The organism is Nitrospinota bacterium (genome assembly GCA_009873635.1).
Classification (GTDB): Bacteria; Nitrospinota; Nitrospinia; order Nitrospinales; family VA-1; genus LS-NOB.
In genome coordinates this window covers 27175-45664 of the sequence record WAHY01000008.1, presented here as the reverse complement: position 1 = coordinate 45664, position 18490 = coordinate 27175, and the positions used below count along the sequence as shown (strand labels likewise).

The window sequence follows — 18490 nt, the reverse complement described above, 5'->3', positions numbered from 1 at the left end:
CCTATACCGAGTTCCGCGTTTTCCGAGCGAACTTTTTCGATCAGCCCTGCCAGGTTTTCCTCTACGGTCGGGTCGGGGTGGTGGTTGGGGAAGGTGCCATCTGGTTCGCAAAAAATTTCTATGGGGTCCAGACCAAGCTTTTTCAAAAGTTGTGGACCAGTAATTCCGAAACACCCGTTACCCCCATCGACCACAACTTTCACTTTTCTGGGAACATTGATGATCGAACAAATGTTATCCATGTAAGGTTCCAACACATTTGTCTGGTCGGTTTTTCCCGTTCCGGTTTCAAAATCATCAGCCTCAATCAGGCCCTTGAGTTCCTGAATTTTTTTGCCGTATAAACTGTGTTGGCCGAGGCTGATTTTAAAGCCATTGAACTCTGGAGGATTGTGGCTGCCGGTGATCATCACACCGCCATCGGCCTCAAGGTGGTGAAGCGCGAAATAGGAAACAGGTGTGGGGACCATTCCAATGTCCACGACATCGCAGCCTGTCGAATTCAGTGCCTGGGCTAAGATATCCCGGAACTCCACGGAACTGGATCGAACATCGCGTCCCACTACCAGAGATTTTCCTCCCTGGCGTTTTATATAAGTGCCAATAGCTTGACCTATTTGTTGAACGGTTTCGGGGGTGAGGTCTTTGCCAACGATACCGCGGATATCATATTCACGAAAAATTTGCGGGTTAATAGACATAATTAAGATATTTTATTTTTAGTTGTTGGATAGTTCAAAAATGACGAATTGTTAAGGCCATTTCTACCGGGAGAATACTTCTAGTTTATCTAAAACGCAAGCAGGCCGCGGTAAAGGTTAATTTTCAGTGATCCGCTTAATGCTCATGAAGTTGGTTCATTTTCTATATTTTCTGAAGAATTTTTATGAGCCAGGATGCTCGAAACCTCAAAGGTTTTTTCATCCCTGAAGATCGTTAAATGTATTTCCTGTCCGGGTACGAGAGTCAAAAGTTTTCTTTGTAAAAGCGCGAGATTGGTGATTGGTTGTTTTTCAAACTCGGTGATAATGTCATTTACTTTCAAACCGGACTTTTCAGCGGGACTGTCTTTTTCCACTTCTTTGATAACAATTCCATCCGGTTCCAGGTAGTTTAATTCAGCGGCTTTCTGGGGAGTGATTGGGACGGCATGTGCTCCGAACCATCCTCTTTCCGTTTTTCCGGTGATCAACATGCCCATGACACCTTTAACGATATTGATAGGTATCGCGAATCCCAGCAATTGTGCCTGTTCAATAATAGCCGTGTTGATTCCAACCGCTTCCCCATGAAGATTAACAAGTGGTCCACCACTGCTGCCCGGGTTGATGGCTGAATCGGTCTGCAAAAAGTTGTTGTAGCGGTCTCCAGCGTGTGGGTTCATTCTTTCCTTGGCGCTGATCAGTCCGGATGTGACCGAATGCTGGAATCCAAGCGGATTCCCCATAGCCAGAACCACTTCGCCCATTTTCAGTTTGTCTGAATCCCCTAAAGGTAAAACCACGGGAATGAAATCCGGCTCAATTTTAATGAGAGCGGTATCGGTCATGCGGTCGATCCCGATAATTTTTGCCGGGTATTCTTTTTTCCCTTCAGACAGCACCACACGAATGTTGACAGAGTTGGAAATCACATGGGCATTGGTCAGAATGTATCCTTCCCGATTGATCAGGAACCCTGAACCCAGGCTGAACCCTTCTTCTTTATATGGAATGGGAACCTGGAAGGGGATGATGTCCAGAATGGAAGAAACCAGGGGAATTCGAATTGGCAAAAGATCATTTGGGGCTATTCCAAACCTGGCATCACGTTCCTCAAGTCGGATGGTGTAAATGTTTACTACCGCCTGTTTGACTTTCCCGGTAACACGGGAAAAAGTGTGGTTGTCTAATGGAACCGGTTCGCGGTCATCGGAGGCATCGGCATGGTCCCAAAAATTTTCCAGGTTGATATCTGTCAATGAGACAGACTTAAACCGTTTGTCAAAGATAGGGGCGTCTTGATTTACGAGGACCTTTTCAGGATTTTTTGAACGGGAAACCGAGCATCCGGCAAGCAGGTAAAAAATAATAACGCAGGACAGCAACGCGCTCGCTAAAACTTTTGTCTTTCGAGTTAACATATACTTCCTGATTAAAATGGATTTCGTGTGACCCCGCCATCGACAGTAAAGTTGGTAGCTGTAATCCAGCCTGATAAATCAGAAGCCAGGAACAAGACCAGCCCGGTTAAATCTTCAGGCATTCCCATACGATTTAGGGGAACGGTTTTTCCGGTTTGTTCCATGATTTCTTTTTTGACCTTTTCAAAATCGGATCCTGAGCTTCTTGCTTCGTCTTCCCATGACTTACTCCATACCGGGCCGGGTGACACAGAGTTGACCAGAATTTTTTCTGCTGCCAGGGTCTGAGCTAATGAAACCGTTAAATTCGAGAGTCCTGCCTTCATGGCGCTGTAATGGGGAAACACTTCCTGCGGATTGGAAGAGGCAATCGATGAAATATTTATGATCCGTGCGCAGGTTGATTTTGTCAGGGAAGGAATGCAGTACCGACTCAGCCGAACTGCAGACATCAAGTTGATCTGAAACGAGTCTTCCCAGTCCTGATCGGTGAGATCATAAAAGTTTGCCAGCTTTAAAATTGCTCCAACATTATTGATCAGGACATCGATTTCGCCCAGTTGTTTCATTACGTTATTATGAAAATCCTCAACACCTTTTGCTGTGCCAAGGTCGGCAGAATAGAAAAAGTGCCCTTCTCCCTTTATTTCACTGGCGAGGGAAACCAGGCGGTCCTGGCTCCTTGCGCAACCGGCAACCACTGCGCCTTTTTCAGCAAAGGCGAGGGCAAGAGCGCGGCCTATGCCGTCTCCGGCCCCTGTGATGACTACTTTTCGGTCTTTTAGATTCATGTTAGTATGCGATTTATCTTCTTGATATTTTCTATTCTATGGAACCCACAATAATCCAGAAAATAACATCGTCGCCGTCACTGGTTTGGGTGGTGGCTGCGATTGGATTTTATATTCCCAACATCTTTCTTGGATTGTTTATGGCGTTCATGAAGAAAACAGCCGAGATCCTGAAAGTTCATCGTATCCTGTTTTATACTCTCGCGTTCTGCCTGGTGTATTACCTGATCATGAACCAGACCCACGATGAAAATGGCGTGCTGGATTATTTGGTCTGCCTTTACTGTATCACACTCGTCCCGTTCAGCAAACGCTGGGACGTGCTGATACACGCCTTTATCAGCGCGATGGGGCTGATACTCCTGCCATTGTTAATTGTTATGAGAATATAAAGGTTGAGATTTCAGAAAAATACTGCGGGTGTATTTGCGCTTAGTCTACGATAGCGGCTTTGACGGTGATATCGCCCAGGACTTTGACCCGGCAACCGAGCTTTTGATTATCTTTGAGTTTGTGGATGTTCTCAAAGAATCCGCGAGGATTGACGTTTTCCATCGGTTCAATTTCTACCACGCATTTGCCGCACATGCCATGCCCGCGACAGTTCAGGAACTTGTTCAGTCCTTTATAAACATCCGCTTCGTTAAAGAGCGCGGCCTTTCTCAGGTTTGCTCCATAACCGGCTTTTAAATCAATTGTTTCGCCGGTTTCGGTGTTGATGACCTTGATTTTAGGCATGTTAAAGGGTACTCCGGTTTTTACTGATTTTCAGGAACGCTATTAATGCCCGATATTGGGGGCAATGTCAATTGAAAAACATGCAGATTTATGAAGCAAATTCCCTCAACCCTCCCTTTTCAGGGGGAAGCCACTAGACCTTCAATGGAGTGGGCTATATTGAATAGTTGTGCCCCATCAGAATTTTCTTCTCTTTGAGAAAATCCTGGATTTTCACCGAGGCTTCTTTCGCATTTTTTGCTTCGTCCAACGAGAGTGTCAGGTCGGGTTCTCCTGACGATTGATCTCCCACTTGTACTTCTACAACCTGATAAGGATTGGCCAACAGTCTGAGGTCGGCCTGATCTTCCTGATGGAAAGCGTTGCTGGTGGAGATCACCACATGGCCGGCATCCAGAAACAGTTTTGCAACTTCTCCCAATCTTCGTGCGGATTCATTGATGCCACTGTTTTTGGGGTCTTCCAGGTCGGCTCCAACTCCCAAATTTACATTTCTTCTATCGAGCAGATAACTTTGAAAATTGTTCTGGAACAGGCTGTGTTCCAAAGTTCTGGCCAGATCACCTTTGCCGGTTTTGCGATCGCCGGTGATGAGTATCAATGCCGCACGGTGTCCGTTGCGGTATGCCCTTTCTTCCGGTTTGATTTCGCTCTTGATCCAGTTGAAGTCCCTTGTTCGAACTTCATCCCTGAGTTTATCGGACTTGGTAGCGGGTTTGTAAGTGGTGATGATACCGCCCCCGCAAACATCATATTCATCCACCAGAACGAACCGTCCTGTCGTGGCCACGGAACCGAACAGGTCAAAGGCTACCGGGTTTCTCGTTTTTAATGTCAACTCAGCAACGTCGTTTTTGGCGATGAAATCCTGATTGGTCAGGGTTTCCAATGTCGAGGCATCTATGGCCTTTTTGAACTCAAGCACCTCGCATTCAACTTCCTGCGTGTTCAGTTTGATAACAAACTTCCTGCCTTTTTCCAGGTTGCGTCGCCCCATCCAGAAGACGTTCGCATCGAAGGTTGTGGAGACAATCGGCAATTGGTCCATGAGTGTGCACACGTCCCCACGCTCAACGAATATCTGTTCATCAAGGGTGAACCCGATGGATTGCGAAGAAGTGGCTGTGGTAGGCTGCTCGGGCACGCTCCATGCTTCTATGGTTTTTACAACCGCCTGTTTGTTGGAAGGCGAAAAGATAACCCTGTCGCCAACCTTTAACTTGCCCGACTCGACCCGCCCGGCGATGATGCGGCGTTCGTCAAATTTATAAACATCCTGAACCGGAAACCGGAATGGGAGATGGTCTGGCGGCGGCTTTTTCTCAAACTGGTCAACCATGCTCAAAACCGTCGGTCCCTTGTACCAGGGCATTTCATCTTTTAGCGAAGCGATGTTGACACCGAGTTTGGCCGAAACAGGAATGAACTCCCGGGCTTCTATCCCCAGGGAATCAAGAAAGGCCGTGTATTCAGATTGAATATCGTTATAGACTTTCTGATCGTAACCGACCAAATCCATCTTGTTGATGACTACTGCGACCTGGGTTAGACCGAGCAGTTTTAAAATATAGCCGTGTCGTCGCGATTGCTCCTGGACTCCTTCGTTGGCATCGATCATCAGGAGTGCGGCCTCAGCATCAGCGGCACCAGTTACCATATTTTTGAGAAACTCTTTGTGGCCGGGCGCGTCAATGATGACGTACTTGCGTTTTGCTGTGCTGAAGAATATCTGTGATGTATCAATGGTGATGCCTTGTTCCTGTTCTTCTTCAAGGGCATCCAACAGAAAAGCAAACTCAAACTCTTTGCCTTGTTGCTTGCAGATATCGCGGATAAAATCCAATCTGCCCTCTGGCAAGGTACCGGTGTCAGAGAGAAGACGTCCGACTAGAGTTGATTTACCGTGATCAACATGACCAACGATGACCAGCCGTAAAAGACGGCTGGAAAGGTCTGGCGTGCTACCATTATTTCCCATTTACATATATCCCCGGGCTCTCAGTTTCTGCATGGCATAGGTGTTTTCCTGATCCTGTGCCCGCCCGGAGCGCTCTGATGTATTTGTTCGGTGTCTTAGTTCATCCACAATTTCATCCACGTTTTTGGCAGTGGAGTCAATGGTGCCTGTGCATGGGGCGCATCCCAGAGATCTGTATCGCTTTCCTTCCGGTGTCGCGAAATAGAGATCAATGATGGGGATTTTTTCCCTTTGTATGTATTCCCAGACATTCAGTTCCGTCCAGTGCAGGATCGGATGGATGCGGATGTGTGTGTCTTCAGAGAAAGTGGTTTTATACTGGTCCCATAACTCTGGAGGCTGATCCTTAAAATTCCATTCGAAGTTTTTATCCCTTGGAGAGAAATAACGCTCCTTGGCACGAGTGCCTTCTTCGTCCCTTCTAATACCAAGGATCAGACCCGTATAACCTTCCTGTTCCATGATGCATTGCAGGCCCTGGGTTTTTAATGCCTCACAACAAACCAGTCGGCCTTTTTCATGGTTCATGCCTTCATCCAGAGCCTTTTGATTTTTACCAACGACTAGATTCAGTCCCCATTCTTTGGCAACCCGGTCCCGGTATTCGATCATCGCAGGAATTTTGAAGGTGGTATCAATGTGAACCAAAGGGATAGGACAATGACCAAAAAATGCCTTACGTGCCATCCAAACCAGGATGGTGGAGTCTTTTCCAATCGACCACAGCATCGCCAGGTTTTTGAAGTTCTTATACGCTTCGCGCAGGATGAAAATGCTTTGATTTTCAAGTTCGTCTAAATGATCCATTAAAACTGTAATTCCTTATTGTTTAAAGGGGAATTATTACTTTATCTCGAATGTTCAATACAATCAAGGGGGATGTCGATTGTAGGGGAAATTGGTGAATTCCGCAATGGCCTTGATGCTGTTTTGGGGTTTTTTTATGAAAAATGTTTGTTTACCACATCCGGAAACTGACATTTCAGACAATTATTCTTATTTTGAGTGCAAAAATCCTGGCAAACCTGCATTAAACCTTGATTTTGTTTTTCGGAACTCAATACCTGGAGCTGGTTGAATGTCTCTGTGAACTCCAGGTATGAGTCCGTTGCCGTCATTTCAATTTCCACTCAGTGCCGCTCGGAGTGTCCTCAATAAGGACTCCCATTTGTGTTAACTCATCCCGGCAACGGTCGGCTTCTGCCCAGTTTTTGGATTGGCGTGCAGTGTTACGGTCTGCGATCAACTGCTCTATTTTGTTGACGTCCAGATTTCGGTCCAGGTTTTTAATTTCGAAAAGCTCTTTTTCAAATTCTTCAGGAGTCCTGGAAAACAGACCCAGAATTTTTCCCGCTTCTTCCCATGCATTGACTGCAACAGCAAGGTCTTCCAGTGAATCTCCTTTTCCCTGAACAGAGGTGTTGAGGTTGCGCAGTTCTTCATTCATGTGGGCCATTGCCACGGCTGTGTTCAAGTCATCGTTCATGGCCGCTTCAAATTTTTTCGTCAGCTCATGGTTTCTTATTTTTTCCTTGAAGTCGGGGATAGATGCCGGGTCTAATCCTTCAACCTTTTTGCGCGCTCCTTCTAAACCTTCATAAAACCGGGAAAGGACCTTAGTTGCGTCGTCCAGGTTTTTTTCAGAAAAATCGATAGGGCTTCGGTAATGACTGCTGATGAGAAACAGGCGCAATACCTCAGGATGATATTTTTTATAGACCTCACGGATGGTGAAAAAATTACCCAGGGATTTTGACATCTTCTCTTTGTCAATATTGACGAATCCATTATGCACCCAGTAACGGACAGGTTGCTTGCCTGTGCAGCCGCATGACTGGGCGATTTCATTTTCATGATGTGGAAAAACCAGGTCTTTGCCGCCGCCATGAATGTCAAAAGTATCGCCAAGATATTTTTTGCTCATTGCTGAACACTCTATATGCCAACCGGGCCTGCCTCGTCCCCAGGGACTGTCCCAGGATGGTTCATCAGGTTTGCTTTTTTTCCATAGGGCGAAGTCTAGCGGATCCCGTTTGATATCGTTGACTTCGACACGGGCGCCTGATTGCAGTTCATCAATATTTTTCCCGGAAAGGCATCCATATTCTTTAAATGACTTAATAGAATAGAAGACATCCCCCTCAACTTCATAGGCTTTGTCCTGATCCACCAGGGACTGGATCATTTCAAGCATTTCAGGGATGTGGTCTGTGGCTTTCGGTTCTTCAGTGGGCGAGGCAATGTTGAGCTGGCCCATGTCTTCATAAAAGGCTGAGATGTATTTTCGATTGACTTCCTGCCAGTCTACATTTTCCTCATTGGCACGGTTGATGATCTTGTCATCAATGTCAGTGAAGTTACGCACAAAATGGACATCGTAGCCAAGGTGCTGGAAATAACGGTAGAAAGTGTCGAAGACGATAGCGGCACGGGCGTGCCCCACATGACAGTAGTCGTAAACGGTGACACCGCATACGTACATACCGATTTGTTTTTCCTTCATGGGTGTGAAGACTTCTTTTTTCCGGCTAAGGGTGTTGTATATATATAGGCTCATGTCGATAAAATATCACCCACTAGCCGTGTAGGCAACTGAGCACATGATATTTTTCCTTGTAAAGTGCGAGGGAAGCCAACACAGCCTGGTGGCAATGTAGCGTTGACGCTCACCCGACTGCCAGACTTGAAGGTTATTTCCCGTTATCTGGTTTTATTCGGGTTTCAAGTTCCTTGACGTTCAGGCGCAGTTGCGAAACGGCGAACTTGGCCTGGCTGATGAGAGAGCTTTCGGTAACTTCTTCTTTACTAAAACCGGATATTTCTTTGCGGATTTTATCCAGTTTCTGTTCCAGTTGGATGCTTCGTTTGGAGCTGAAACTTTTAGCGATCGCTCCTTTTAGTCCTTCACCATCGTAATGTTTGGTGATGGCCATCAACATGCGTTTGCGGGAAATGAACTTTTTACCGTTTTTCCAGTCCTCAATGGCTTGCAGCATTTCTTTTTCAATATTGTCCACAATTGCGTTGTAGTCAGTCGGGTCGGTCATGTCATGGATTTCTCCGGGGACCGAGGCGGATTTGATATCGAAATCAAAAGTTTGGTCGACACCCGTCAGATCGGCAGACCTGAGGTTGGCTTCGACTTCATCCGGGGCCAGCATCGGGTCCCAGACCTGCATGATGTACCCTTCGCTCTTGATATTATCGAACTGGTAATCTCCATTGGCATCTGGTTTTGTGTAGTAACCGTTGGGCACAACGAACAGGGTACCTATCATGTCTTTATGCATATTGCACCTCAGTACCACGGGTCCAGCTTGTGTGAATTCAACGGTTTTGAAAGAACCTGATGCCATGGCCCCCAGGTTGAACTGATTGCTTAAGGATTTGGAGTAAATGTTATGCACTTCGCGGTCTTCATTGGAGAACGTGATGGTTGACCCAACAAGTACGACCGAATGTTTGGGACTGAACTGCAAACCGCTCTGGCGTATAGTCAGTTTTTGGGTTTTCTGGTTAGCGGCTCTGAGCTTGCTTTTGGTTTCCAGGAATACCAGGGTATTGGGACCCGGCTTTTGTCCATTGATCTTGATATTGCCTTTTACCGTAGTCGTATTCTTAACTTTCTTGGACCCTTCTTCCATATTATGGTCAGAGCCCTCAGATTTTTTTTCGTCACTGACTTTTTCAACAGCAGGGGGAGTTTCGATTTTTGCCTGCTTAACAATTTCAGGGGATTTTTCAGTGTCTTTCTTGATTGGTTTTTCAGCCGCGGGATCATAGAGTCCTAAAGCCGTCAGCATCTGGATGACGAATGGTTTTTCAAATTGTTTGTCGAGCTCAATAGCTTTTAGGAAATGTGGTGCGGCGTCTTCGAATTTTTTCTGGATACCTAAAACTATACCCAAATTAAAATGCCCCTGGGCAAAATCGGGATTGATAGAAATAGCCTTCTTATAGGCTGATTTTTCCTCTTCGTACATTTTTTTCCTGCCATGGGATTTCCCCAGCATGTTGTAGCCCATGAAATTGTTGGGAGAAAGTTTAACGGTTTTTTGAAACAACCGTATTGCTTCATCCGGGTGATCGGCTTCCAGTTCGCTCATGCCCCAGTTAAAGGTGATCTCTTCATCATCAGGTGAAAGTTCATGAGCGCGGGCGAATCGCCTGTTGGCCCCTTCAAACTTTTTAGCCATGCGCAGAGCCGCGCCCCAGATTGAGTAAAGCATAGGTGAATTGGGACTGATTTTGGCGGCTTTTTCAAACTCCATATCTCCCGCGTTGAACTTGCCCTCCTCAGTGAGTTGCATGCCTTTTTGGATGTGTTCCAGGGCTTCCCGGGGTAATTGAGACTGTTGCTGCGAAGGCAGGGAGGTGGCGGCTTTTATCAGGTTCCCCTTGTCCAGGTTGCTGGGGAGTTTGAAGTCATTGTTTTTTTTGGGTTCTTTCTTTTTCGGTACCGTTGTTTTAGCTTCTTGACTATTTTTATAAGGCTCCAGATTACTCTCAGGTGCTGAGTAATGCATCAAGGCCCAAAGCCCGACACCTAATACACTCACCCAGATGAATATTTGGAAAGAGCTTTGAATCAGACTTTTTCCTGATGAGTCAACTTTATTGTTTTTGGAGGTCATAGTTTTATCAGAGCCTAAGAATGAATGACGTTATAGAGACAGATCGAATAAAGATCGTCTCAAAATGGTTTTTATTCCTTTATATAATAATCAGGTTGAATTATTTTGAGTAATACGATTAAATCATAGCCTCAAACAGCCTGTCAACCGGATCAGCCTGTTAAAAAGGCGGTTTCTTTGCCAGAAAAAGTTGGACGTACCTGAATACTAAACGCTCTAATGAACTCAACAACAGAAGATAAAAGCCTGGAAAACGACCTGATCACTTATTTGAAGGGGAAGTCAGGGTATCTTCCATGCCAGTTGATCGAACAGGTGCACCGTCAGGGAATGATCCATTCTCAAGATCCAATCAACGCCTCTCAGATTCAACCTGTGAGTATGGATTTACGTCTTGGACGTAAAGCTTATCGCATTCAATGTAGCTTCCTGCCAGAAAATGAAAAGGTGGAAACGAAGCTCAAAGATGTCAATCTTTACGAATTCGACATAAGCGATGGAGGGATATTGGAAAAAAACGCAATTTATCTTATCCCTCTGATGGAAGAGTTGGCTCTTCCCGATTCCATATATGGGTTGGCAAACCCTAAAAGCTCAACGGGCCGGTTAGATATGTTTACCCGCGTTATTGTTGATGGAGGTCACAGGTTTGATGAGGTTCCACTTGGTTATCGGGGTAATTTATATCTGGAAATCATTTCCCGTTCCTTCCCGGTGAAGGTCCATGCAGGGTTGTCCCTGAATCAACTTCGGCTTGCACACAAGACATCACAGAGTTTGGACAAAAAGAAGCTGGTTCTCAAATATAAAAAAAATCCTATTTTATTTGATCGGAACGGTTTTTCCATTCCCGTTGATGAAGTGAAGGTGGAAGAAGGAATCTATGTCAGTGTTGATGTGGCAGGAGATCAGCCGGAGTCAATCATCGCCTACAAGGCAAAAACAAACTCAACCGTCCTTGACCTCTCCAAAATCCGTCATTACAAGGCGGACGAGTTTTGGGAACCGATATATAAGAATGTCAAGAATAGGTTGATTCTTGAGCCGGAAAGCTTTTATATAATGATGTCTAAGGAAAGAGTATGCATTTGGCCTGATTGGCTGGCAGAAATGATTGCCTATGAACCTAATAGCGGGGAACTGCGTACGCATTACGCGGGTTTTTTCGATTCCGGATTTGGCTGGAATGGAACCGAAGATCTTATTAATCAGGGTACAAGGGCGGTGATGGAAGTTCGCCCCCACGATGTTCCCTTTATGGTAGAAGACGGTCAGACTTTTTGCAGGCTGAAATTTGAAAAAGTGGTGGAACGGCCAGAAAAACTGTATGGTCTTCAATTGAATTCCAATTATCATTCGCAGGGCCTGGCGTTGAGCAAATATTTCGACCCCGACCATTAGCCATGGAGGCAATGGGCAATAGTTTTGTTTGAAATAAGAGTGTTGTCTCGGCTGAGCGGGATACGATCTTTGCCAGCGGAGGCTACTCCGCCCCGACCATTAGCCATGGAGGCAATGGGCAATGGAGTTGTTTCGAATTATTTTTTCACCCTCGTTAGAGCAAAAAACTATGGAACGTGAAGAATTAAAATCCATTGTTGAAAATGTTCTGTTGGCGGCTGACCAGCCTGTGACCGCGACCGAACTCACCAAAATATTTCTGGATGGAACCGATAAAGAGCAGTTGCAATCCATTCTTGATGAATTGCAGGAAGAATACAATTCGCGTAATTTTCAGATTACGGAGGTTGCGGACGGTTACCAGTTGTGCACCCGGCATGAATATAATGATTATATTCGCAAGTTTTTGAAACTGGACCGTTCAACCCGGTTGTCGCAACCCAGCCTGGACACATTATCGATCATCGCCTACAAGCAACCACTGACTCGTCAGGAAGTGGATGAAATCCGGGGAGTGGATTCCAGTGGGGTTATCAAGACCCTGTTAGAGAAAAAAATAATCGGTCCCGCTGGTCGAAAGAAAGTTCCTGGACGTCCTATTATGTATAGAACGACTCAAAAATTTCTGGAATATTTTGGTCTGAAAGATTTGAGCGATCTGCCCACTTTGGAAGATTTGAGGGAAGAGCTGGAAGGGGAAGACCCCCCACTTCAGACTCAAATTGAATTTTCTGCTTCGGAGTCTCCGGAGGTCTCGACCAACGATGAACCTGACAACTAGGAGTTGAGCCAGCGAGCAATAACTCAATTTGACTGCCATCAGGTTTGCTCGGCTTAAAAAGTTTTTGCTGATTGCTTCTCTCGCAAGAGAGGCGCTGTGCCAGCGGGCAATAACTCTATTTGACTGTCATCAGGTTTGCTCGGCTTGACGACCCTTTGCCACCTGATTTTCCCTGTTTATATTTTCTTATGATTTTTGGGTTATTTCATGAAGATTCGTTTGCAAAAAATAATTGCCGATGCAGGACTTGCCTCGCGCCGTGAAGCGGAGAGATGGATTGAGCTGGGCAAAGTGAGTGTCAATGGAGAAGTCGTGACACAGCTTGGTTCACTGGCCGATCCGATGAAAGACGATGTCAAGGTTCAGGGGAAATTGATTCCCAGGCGTCAGGAGTCCGCTTATGTCATTTTGAATAAACCCACGGGTTGTTTGACTACGATGGAAAAAGACAAGCGTGGGAGAACAACGGTGATGGAATATGTCCGGGTGGTGAAAGCCCGGGTTTTTCCTGTTGGCCGTTTAGACTACAATACCCAGGGAGTTTTGTTATTTACTAATGATGGCAAGCTTGCAAAGAAACTGTTAGACCCTCGATATGCGGTGCCTCGCACATATAAAGTAAAAGTGTCAGGAGTGCCAAATGAAAAAACCCTGAAAAGGCTGGCAAGGGGTGTGCACCTTGAAGGAGAGAATCAATTCAAGCCAATAGAAGCAAAGGTGCAAAGGCCCAGTGGTAAAAACTGTTTCCTCATTTTAACTTTAGTGGAAGGTAAAAACCGACATATCAAAAGGGTCTGTGAACATATCGGTCATCCAGTGATCAAACTCCAACGCACCCATTTTGCCGGGCTTAACCTTACAGGGTTACCGCTTGGTGCATGCAGGTTTCTAAGTACTAAAGAAGTTAAGTCGCTAAAAAAGCTTGTTAATACAGAACCTGAACCGGTCAAACCACGACGGAAAAAGCGGGTATGATTATGAAATTGTGGAGGTTTTTACCGTTACAGCTGATGGGTTGCTGGTTTTTCATCGCTGGTGGTCTTTATTGTACCGAAGTGTTTGCACAGCAAAATATGGGTCATGTTTATGAGGGTTTTGCTACGGTTCAGGTGCCGGGGGAAAATTATGTGGTAGCCAGGGAAAAAGCTGTGAAGCTGGCTTTGAAGAATGGTCTGGAAACAGCTTTGAAGGAAATTATGGGAGAAGAAGAGTTTGAAGCCAGCCGGAGAGATCTGCGCAAAATTTTAAGACGTGCTTCCCGTTATGTAAAAAGTTATCGTTTTTTAGAGGCGAATGATGACTTGATCAACAGAACCAGTGATGTGAGACTGGAAATGCGTTTTTTTGCCTCGGCAGTGAATCAGGCCCTGGCAGGGGTGGGAGTGATTGCCAGACCAGTCAGTGAAAAAAAAGTCGCGGTGTTGATCAAAGAAAAAAGTTTTACTTCTGCTCCGGTGTCATCATTCTGGGACATTTTTCCAATTTCAGAAACACAGCTTGTTAAAAACCTGATGGAAGATGGCATTGAAGTGATCGGGCGAGAACAACTGCGCGATATGGTTTCTGAATCAACGGCTCTGAATGCTATCAAAGGAGACTTGAAAGCCGCAAGGAGTATAGGGTTGAAAACAGGTGCTGATATCGTTATCGTGGGAACAGCCATATCTAACCTTCGCGGGAAAAATGCGGAAACAAATGTCAAAACCGTTCAGGCCAATATTAATGTCAAAGTGGTTTCAACTTTGGAGTCGTCATTGATAGCTGCCAAGACAGACTTTTCCACGATCAAACATGAGCAGGCTTTGCAGGCGGAGCTGGAAGCTTTTGATACCGCAAGCGAAAAGCTTGCGGACTTTCTTATACCTTCTTTTCACCGGTATTGGGAAAAAGGCATAGAGGCACCTGTTAAAAAGGCTCCTGAAGCTCCACCTTTGTCCATGTCGGATATGTAATCATGAACCAGGAAAAAAATAAAAACCTGTTTTATATTTCTTTAGTGGTAGTGGTGGTGGTTTGCGTAGCACTTTATTTTTCCCGCCGGGTGGTTGCTCCTTTTTTTATCGCGTTTGCGCTGGCCTACCTCATGGACCCTCTGGTTGACCGTTTGGCTTCATTGAAATTTTCAAGAACACTGTCTGTTCTTGTTTTAATGTTGGCTTTTTTCCTTCTCGCGCTGGGATCTGTGGTTTTGCTGGTCCCGATCATCAGCATGCAGGCAGAAAACCTCGCGAAAAATATTCCTGTCTATGTCGGGATTTTTCAGGAGTGGTTCCGCCCGGTTTTGGATATGATCAGCGGATTAGACCCAGCCAAGGTTGATGAGTTTGTTAACGAGGGCCTGTCACGTTTTGGAGAACTGCCTATGAAGGCCCTGCAGTTTTCCGGTAAATTTGTATGGGGTTCGATTTCTAATTTGTTCAATATTGTTTTGATGTTTGCCAACCTGGTCATCATCCCGGTTGTGATGTTTTATTTACTGCGGGATTTTGATTCGCTCAACCAAAAATTATTGGAGCTGGTTCCACCCAGGTTTCAGGACAAGACGAAAGACATTGTTTCGGAAATTGATCGGGTACTCTCGAGTTTTGTACGCGGTCAGTTGATGGTAGCACTTTTGATGGGCGTGATGTATTCGATCGGTCTGTTTTTGTGCGACACCCCCATGAGCCTGTCGCTTGGAATGATGGCCGGACTGGTCAATCTGGTGCCGTATCTCGGGTTGGTTTTTGGTTTTGTGCCTTCTGCACTTTTAACCTATATGCATACCCAGGAGTTGATGCCGGTGCTGGCAGTTGCAGGGGTCTTTGGTGTTGTCCAGGCATTGGAAGGCATGGTCATCACACCACGGGTGGTGGGCGAAAATGTCGGCCTTCATCCTGTAGCCGTTATCCTCGCGGTTTTGCTGGGAGGTGAGTTGTTTGGGCTTACGGGGATGATACTGGGTGTGCCTGGGGTCGCTGTCCTGAATGTCCTGATCTCAAGGGGTATTGTGCAATATAAATCTTCCTCAATCTATTCTTCCTAAAATAAGATATTATTTTTCTCCACTATTTGTTGGTGAGAAAACAGTATTCCTTTTAATTTTTGCACATCAGGCCGCCCTGGACATATTAGTTTTAAATAATAGTCTGTCACCAGATTCGCAAGTGTCTGCATAAATCGTATAACCTTCTTGAATATCACCCTCGATTATTTTCAGGGATAGAGGGTCTTGAATATACTTTTGAATAGCCCTTTTTAGAGGACGTGCTCCAAATGTTGGGTCGTATCCTTTTTCAGCCAGAAAGTTTTTAGCAGAGTCAGATACATCCAATATGAGTCTCTTGTCTGCAAGGCGCTGATGCAGCCCTGATAACTGGACATCAATAATTTTCTTTAATTCATCACGCCTGAGTTTCCGAAATAGAATTACATCGTCGATTCTGTTCAAGAACTCTGGCTTGAAACTTTTACGCAATTCAAGTTGCACAGCATCCTGGGCTTTTTCATACTCTTCACTCCAGACGAGTTTGTTTTCATCATTTTCCGATTCCAATCGATCGGTTTGCAAGCCAAGCTCCTGAATGATTGAACTGCCTGTATTTGAGGTCATAAGCACAACCGTATTTCTAAAGTTTACCGTCTTGCCTTGGCCATCTGTTAATCGACCCTCATCCATAATCTGCAGGAATAAATTAAAAACATCTGGGTGTGCTTTTTCAATTTCATCGAACAAGATGATGCTGTATGGTTTTCTGCGAATTTGTTCCGTAAGATACCCGCCTTCCTCGTAGCCTACGTATCCAGGAGGAGCCCCAGTTAATCTGGCAACAGAGTGTTTTTCCATATACTCGGACATATCCACTCTAACCATGGCCTGGTCATCATCAAATAGAAACTCAGCCAGTGACTTTGCTAATTGAGTTTTACCGACACCCGTTGGGCCAAGAAATAGGAAATTCCCAATTGGGCGGCTTGACTCCTGCAAGCCTGCCTTGGACCTTCTAATGGCATTTGAGACAAGGTGTATGGCCTCATTCTGACCAATGACATTTTTTTCTAAAACCGTTTCCATTTTTGCCAGACGCTCTCGTTCAGACTTGAGCATTCTTTCCACAGGTATTCCTGTCCAACGGGACACAACAACAGAAATCTCTTCCTCCCCGACTTCCTCAATAAGCAGGCGTCCTTCTGTTGGAAGCTCATCGAGACTTGCGACAAGGGAATCCATCTCGTTGGTCAAGTGAGGCAATGTGCTGTACTTGATCCTGGCGGCTTCCTCAAGCCTGCCTTCTCTTTCCGCTTTTAGAGCTTCATGTTTGGACTTTTCAATTCTTTCTATTAGTGCCCTTTTTTCATCAATGAGCCTTTTCTCTTTCAGCCATTGATCCTTTCTTTTAGAACAGTCAGTCTTTAAATGCTGAATTTTCTCACTTATAACCTTTGTTCTCTCTTTAGAGTTAGCATCTATTTCTTTTTTTAAAGCCTGACGCTCTATTTCTAGTTGTGTGATCGCTCTTTCAAGCTCATCGATTTCAACGGGCATAGAATCGATTTGCATACGCAAGCTGGAAGACGCTTCATCTATAAGGTCAATAGCCTTGTCAGGCAGGAAACGCTCCGGGATGTATCTATGAGACAATCGAGCTGCGGCTATGATTGCGGCATCTTGAATACGAATGCCATGATGAACCTCATATTTTTCCTTCAAACCCCGCAAAATTGAAATCGTATCTTCTATTGCTGGTTCTCCAACAAATATAGGTTGAAACCTCCTTTCCAAGGCCGCATCCTTCTCAATATTGCTTCTATATTCTTCAAGGGTTGTGGCACCAACACAGCGTAGCTCGCCCCTTGCCAAAGCTGGTTTGAGCATGTTAGACGCATCCATAGACCCCTCAGTGGATCCTGCTCCAACCAAAGTGTGGAGTTCATCAATAAATAATATAATTTCACCATCAGCCGAGTTAATTTCTTTAAGCACTGCTTTTAACCTATCTTCAAACTCGCCTCTGTATTTTGATCCGGCCACCAGTTGAGCAAGGTCCAGCATCAGGATCCGTTTTTCTTTCAAACTTTCCGGGACATCTTTATTATTAATTCTTTGAGCCAAACCTTCGACAATGGCCGTTTTACCCACTCCTGGTTCACCGATCAAAACAGGATTGTTCTTTGTTCTTCGGCTAAGCACTTGTAGTACTCTTCTGATTTCAATATCACGACCAATTACAGGATCCAGGTTTCCAATCTTTGCTCGATCTGTTAAGTCGATACAAAATTTTTCAAGAACATTGTATTTTGATTCAGGATTTGGGTCTGTCACTTTGGAGTTTCCTCGAATTTCTTTTAAAGAATCGAGTATGGCTGCGGGAGTCAATCTTGTTGATTGAAAAGCTTTATTACACGATTTGTTTTTCGAGATTGCCAAAAATACATGTTCGATGCTAACAAAATCATCTTTCATTTCCCGTGCTTCAACAAATGCCTGTTTCAACACCCCATTTAATTCCTGTGAAATATAGCCTGTATTTCCAGAAACTTTGGGATATTTGCTGACTTCTTCATGGACCGCTTCCTCGATTTGCGCAACGTTGATGCCTGCTTTGCTGATTATTAATTGTCCAATACCTTCAGGGTCTTTTAATAAGCAAAGTAATAGATGCCCACACTCAACCGTAGAGTGCTGGTTATCCTCACACAGGGACTGTGCGGACTGGAGTGCTTCCTGAAGTTTTTGGGTCATTTTGTGAATTTGCATAACGCACCTTGCAAAAAATTTCTATTATTTAATAAATAAAATCGAGATGAGGTTATGTCAAGATTACTGAATTGAAAAAATGAAGCTTTTCAAAAAGGAGAAAGACCGTTCATCCTGAAAAAAATCAGTTCGAACTTTTTTTAATTTCTTAACAGAATAATCACTAAATGGGAGTGGGCAGGTAGTCGTATCGCATGTTGCGGCGTTGAGGGATGAAGCCGCTATCCGTGATCAATCTTTTGATTTCTTCTTCGTCCATGCAATAGACAGTTCCGGCGGCGGCGACCACATTTTCTTCCATCATGGTA

General features: G+C 45.0%; 14 protein-coding genes and 2 pseudogenes (2 of these 16 running past the window's edge). 6 read left to right on the top strand and 10 right to left on the bottom strand.

The window, feature by feature from the left end; all coding sequences use genetic code 11:
• The 3 genes and pseudogenes from F3741_06625 to F3741_06615 form a co-directional block, all read right to left on the bottom strand.
• Nucleotides 1–695 (bottom strand): annotated as a pseudogene (locus tag F3741_06625) (phosphomannomutase/phosphoglucomutase) (it extends 724 nt beyond the left edge of the window).
• 149 nt (nt 696–844) lie between these two features.
• Nucleotides 845–2122: a trypsin-like serine protease gene (locus F3741_06620; protein MZG30469.1), complete on the bottom strand. Its 1278-nt coding sequence runs from the start codon at nt 2120–2122 to the stop codon at nt 845–847.
• Nucleotides 2123–2133: 11 nt separating this feature from the next.
• On the bottom strand, nt 2134–2913 hold the full coding sequence (locus tag F3741_06615; protein ID MZG30468.1) for an SDR family oxidoreductase: 780 nt from the start codon (nt 2911–2913) through the stop codon (nt 2134–2136).
• Nucleotides 2914–2951: 38 nt separating this feature from the next.
• Here F3741_06615 and F3741_06610 point away from each other — a divergent pair, with 38 nt between their 5' ends.
• The gene (locus tag F3741_06610; protein MZG30467.1) at nt 2952–3305 is read left to right on the top strand and encodes a hypothetical protein; all 354 of its coding nucleotides are present in this window, start codon (nt 2952–2954) and stop codon (nt 3303–3305) included.
• A 40-nt stretch (nt 3306–3345) separates the two neighbouring features.
• On the opposite strand, the gene F3741_06605 is transcribed toward F3741_06610, so the two are convergent.
• From F3741_06605 to F3741_06585, 5 genes are all read right to left on the bottom strand, one after another.
• Nucleotides 3346–3651, bottom strand: coding sequence for a 2Fe-2S iron-sulfur cluster binding domain-containing protein (locus F3741_06605; GenBank protein MZG30466.1), 306 nt, complete (start codon nt 3649–3651; stop codon nt 3346–3348).
• Nucleotides 3652–3805: 154 nt separating this feature from the next.
• Nucleotides 3806–5629, bottom strand: a complete 1824-nt coding sequence (locus F3741_06600; protein MZG30465.1) for a GTP-binding protein — start codon at nt 5627–5629, stop codon at nt 3806–3808.
• Complete coding sequence (locus F3741_06595; protein ID MZG30464.1) at nt 5630–6436, bottom strand: sulfate adenylyltransferase subunit 2; 807 nt, start codon at nt 6434–6436, stop codon at nt 5630–5632.
• 307 nt (nt 6437–6743) lie between these two features.
• Nucleotides 6744–8186, bottom strand: coding sequence for a cysteine--tRNA ligase (locus F3741_06590; GenBank protein MZG30463.1), 1443 nt, complete (start codon nt 8184–8186; stop codon nt 6744–6746).
• 133 nt (nt 8187–8319) lie between these two features.
• Complete coding sequence (locus tag F3741_06585; protein ID MZG30462.1) at nt 8320–10263, bottom strand: hypothetical protein; 1944 nt, start codon at nt 10261–10263, stop codon at nt 8320–8322.
• Between the two features lie 219 nt (nt 10264–10482).
• Here F3741_06585 and F3741_06580 point away from each other — a divergent pair, with 219 nt between their 5' ends.
• The 5 genes from F3741_06580 (at nt 10483) to F3741_06560 (ending at nt 15470) form a co-directional block, all read left to right on the top strand.
• A complete protein-coding gene (locus F3741_06580; protein MZG30461.1) occupies nt 10483–11664 on the top strand; it encodes a 2'-deoxycytidine 5'-triphosphate deaminase in 1182 nt (393 codons plus the stop codon).
• Nucleotides 11665–11833: 169 nt separating this feature from the next.
• The gene (scpB, locus tag F3741_06575) at nt 11834–12445 is read left to right on the top strand and encodes an SMC-Scp complex subunit ScpB (GenBank protein ID MZG30460.1); all 612 of its coding nucleotides are present in this window, start codon (nt 11834–11836) and stop codon (nt 12443–12445) included.
• 207 nt (nt 12446–12652) lie between these two features.
• Nucleotides 12653–13420 (top strand): rRNA pseudouridine synthase, encoded by a 768-nt coding sequence (locus F3741_06570; GenBank protein ID MZG30459.1) that lies wholly within the window; start codon nt 12653–12655, stop codon nt 13418–13420.
• Nucleotides 13417–14397 (top strand): DUF2066 domain-containing protein, encoded by a 981-nt coding sequence (locus F3741_06565; GenBank protein ID MZG30458.1) that lies wholly within the window; start codon nt 13417–13419, stop codon nt 14395–14397. The genes F3741_06570 and F3741_06565 overlap by 4 nt, the downstream gene beginning before the upstream one ends.
• 2 nt (nt 14398–14399) lie before the next feature.
• The gene (locus F3741_06560) at nt 14400–15470 is read left to right on the top strand and encodes an AI-2E family transporter (GenBank protein MZG30457.1); all 1071 of its coding nucleotides are present in this window, start codon (nt 14400–14402) and stop codon (nt 15468–15470) included.
• A 66-nt stretch (nt 15471–15536) separates the two neighbouring features.
• Here the strand turns inward: F3741_06560 and clpB are convergent, their stop codons facing one another.
• Both clpB and F3741_06550 read right to left on the bottom strand, forming a co-directional pair.
• Nucleotides 15537–18182, bottom strand: a complete 2646-nt coding sequence (gene clpB / locus F3741_06555) for an ATP-dependent chaperone ClpB (GenBank protein MZG30456.1) — start codon at nt 18180–18182, stop codon at nt 15537–15539.
• A 163-nt stretch (nt 18183–18345) separates the two neighbouring features.
• Nucleotides 18346–18490: pseudogene (locus tag F3741_06550) on the bottom strand (radical SAM protein) (it continues 983 nt past the right edge of the window).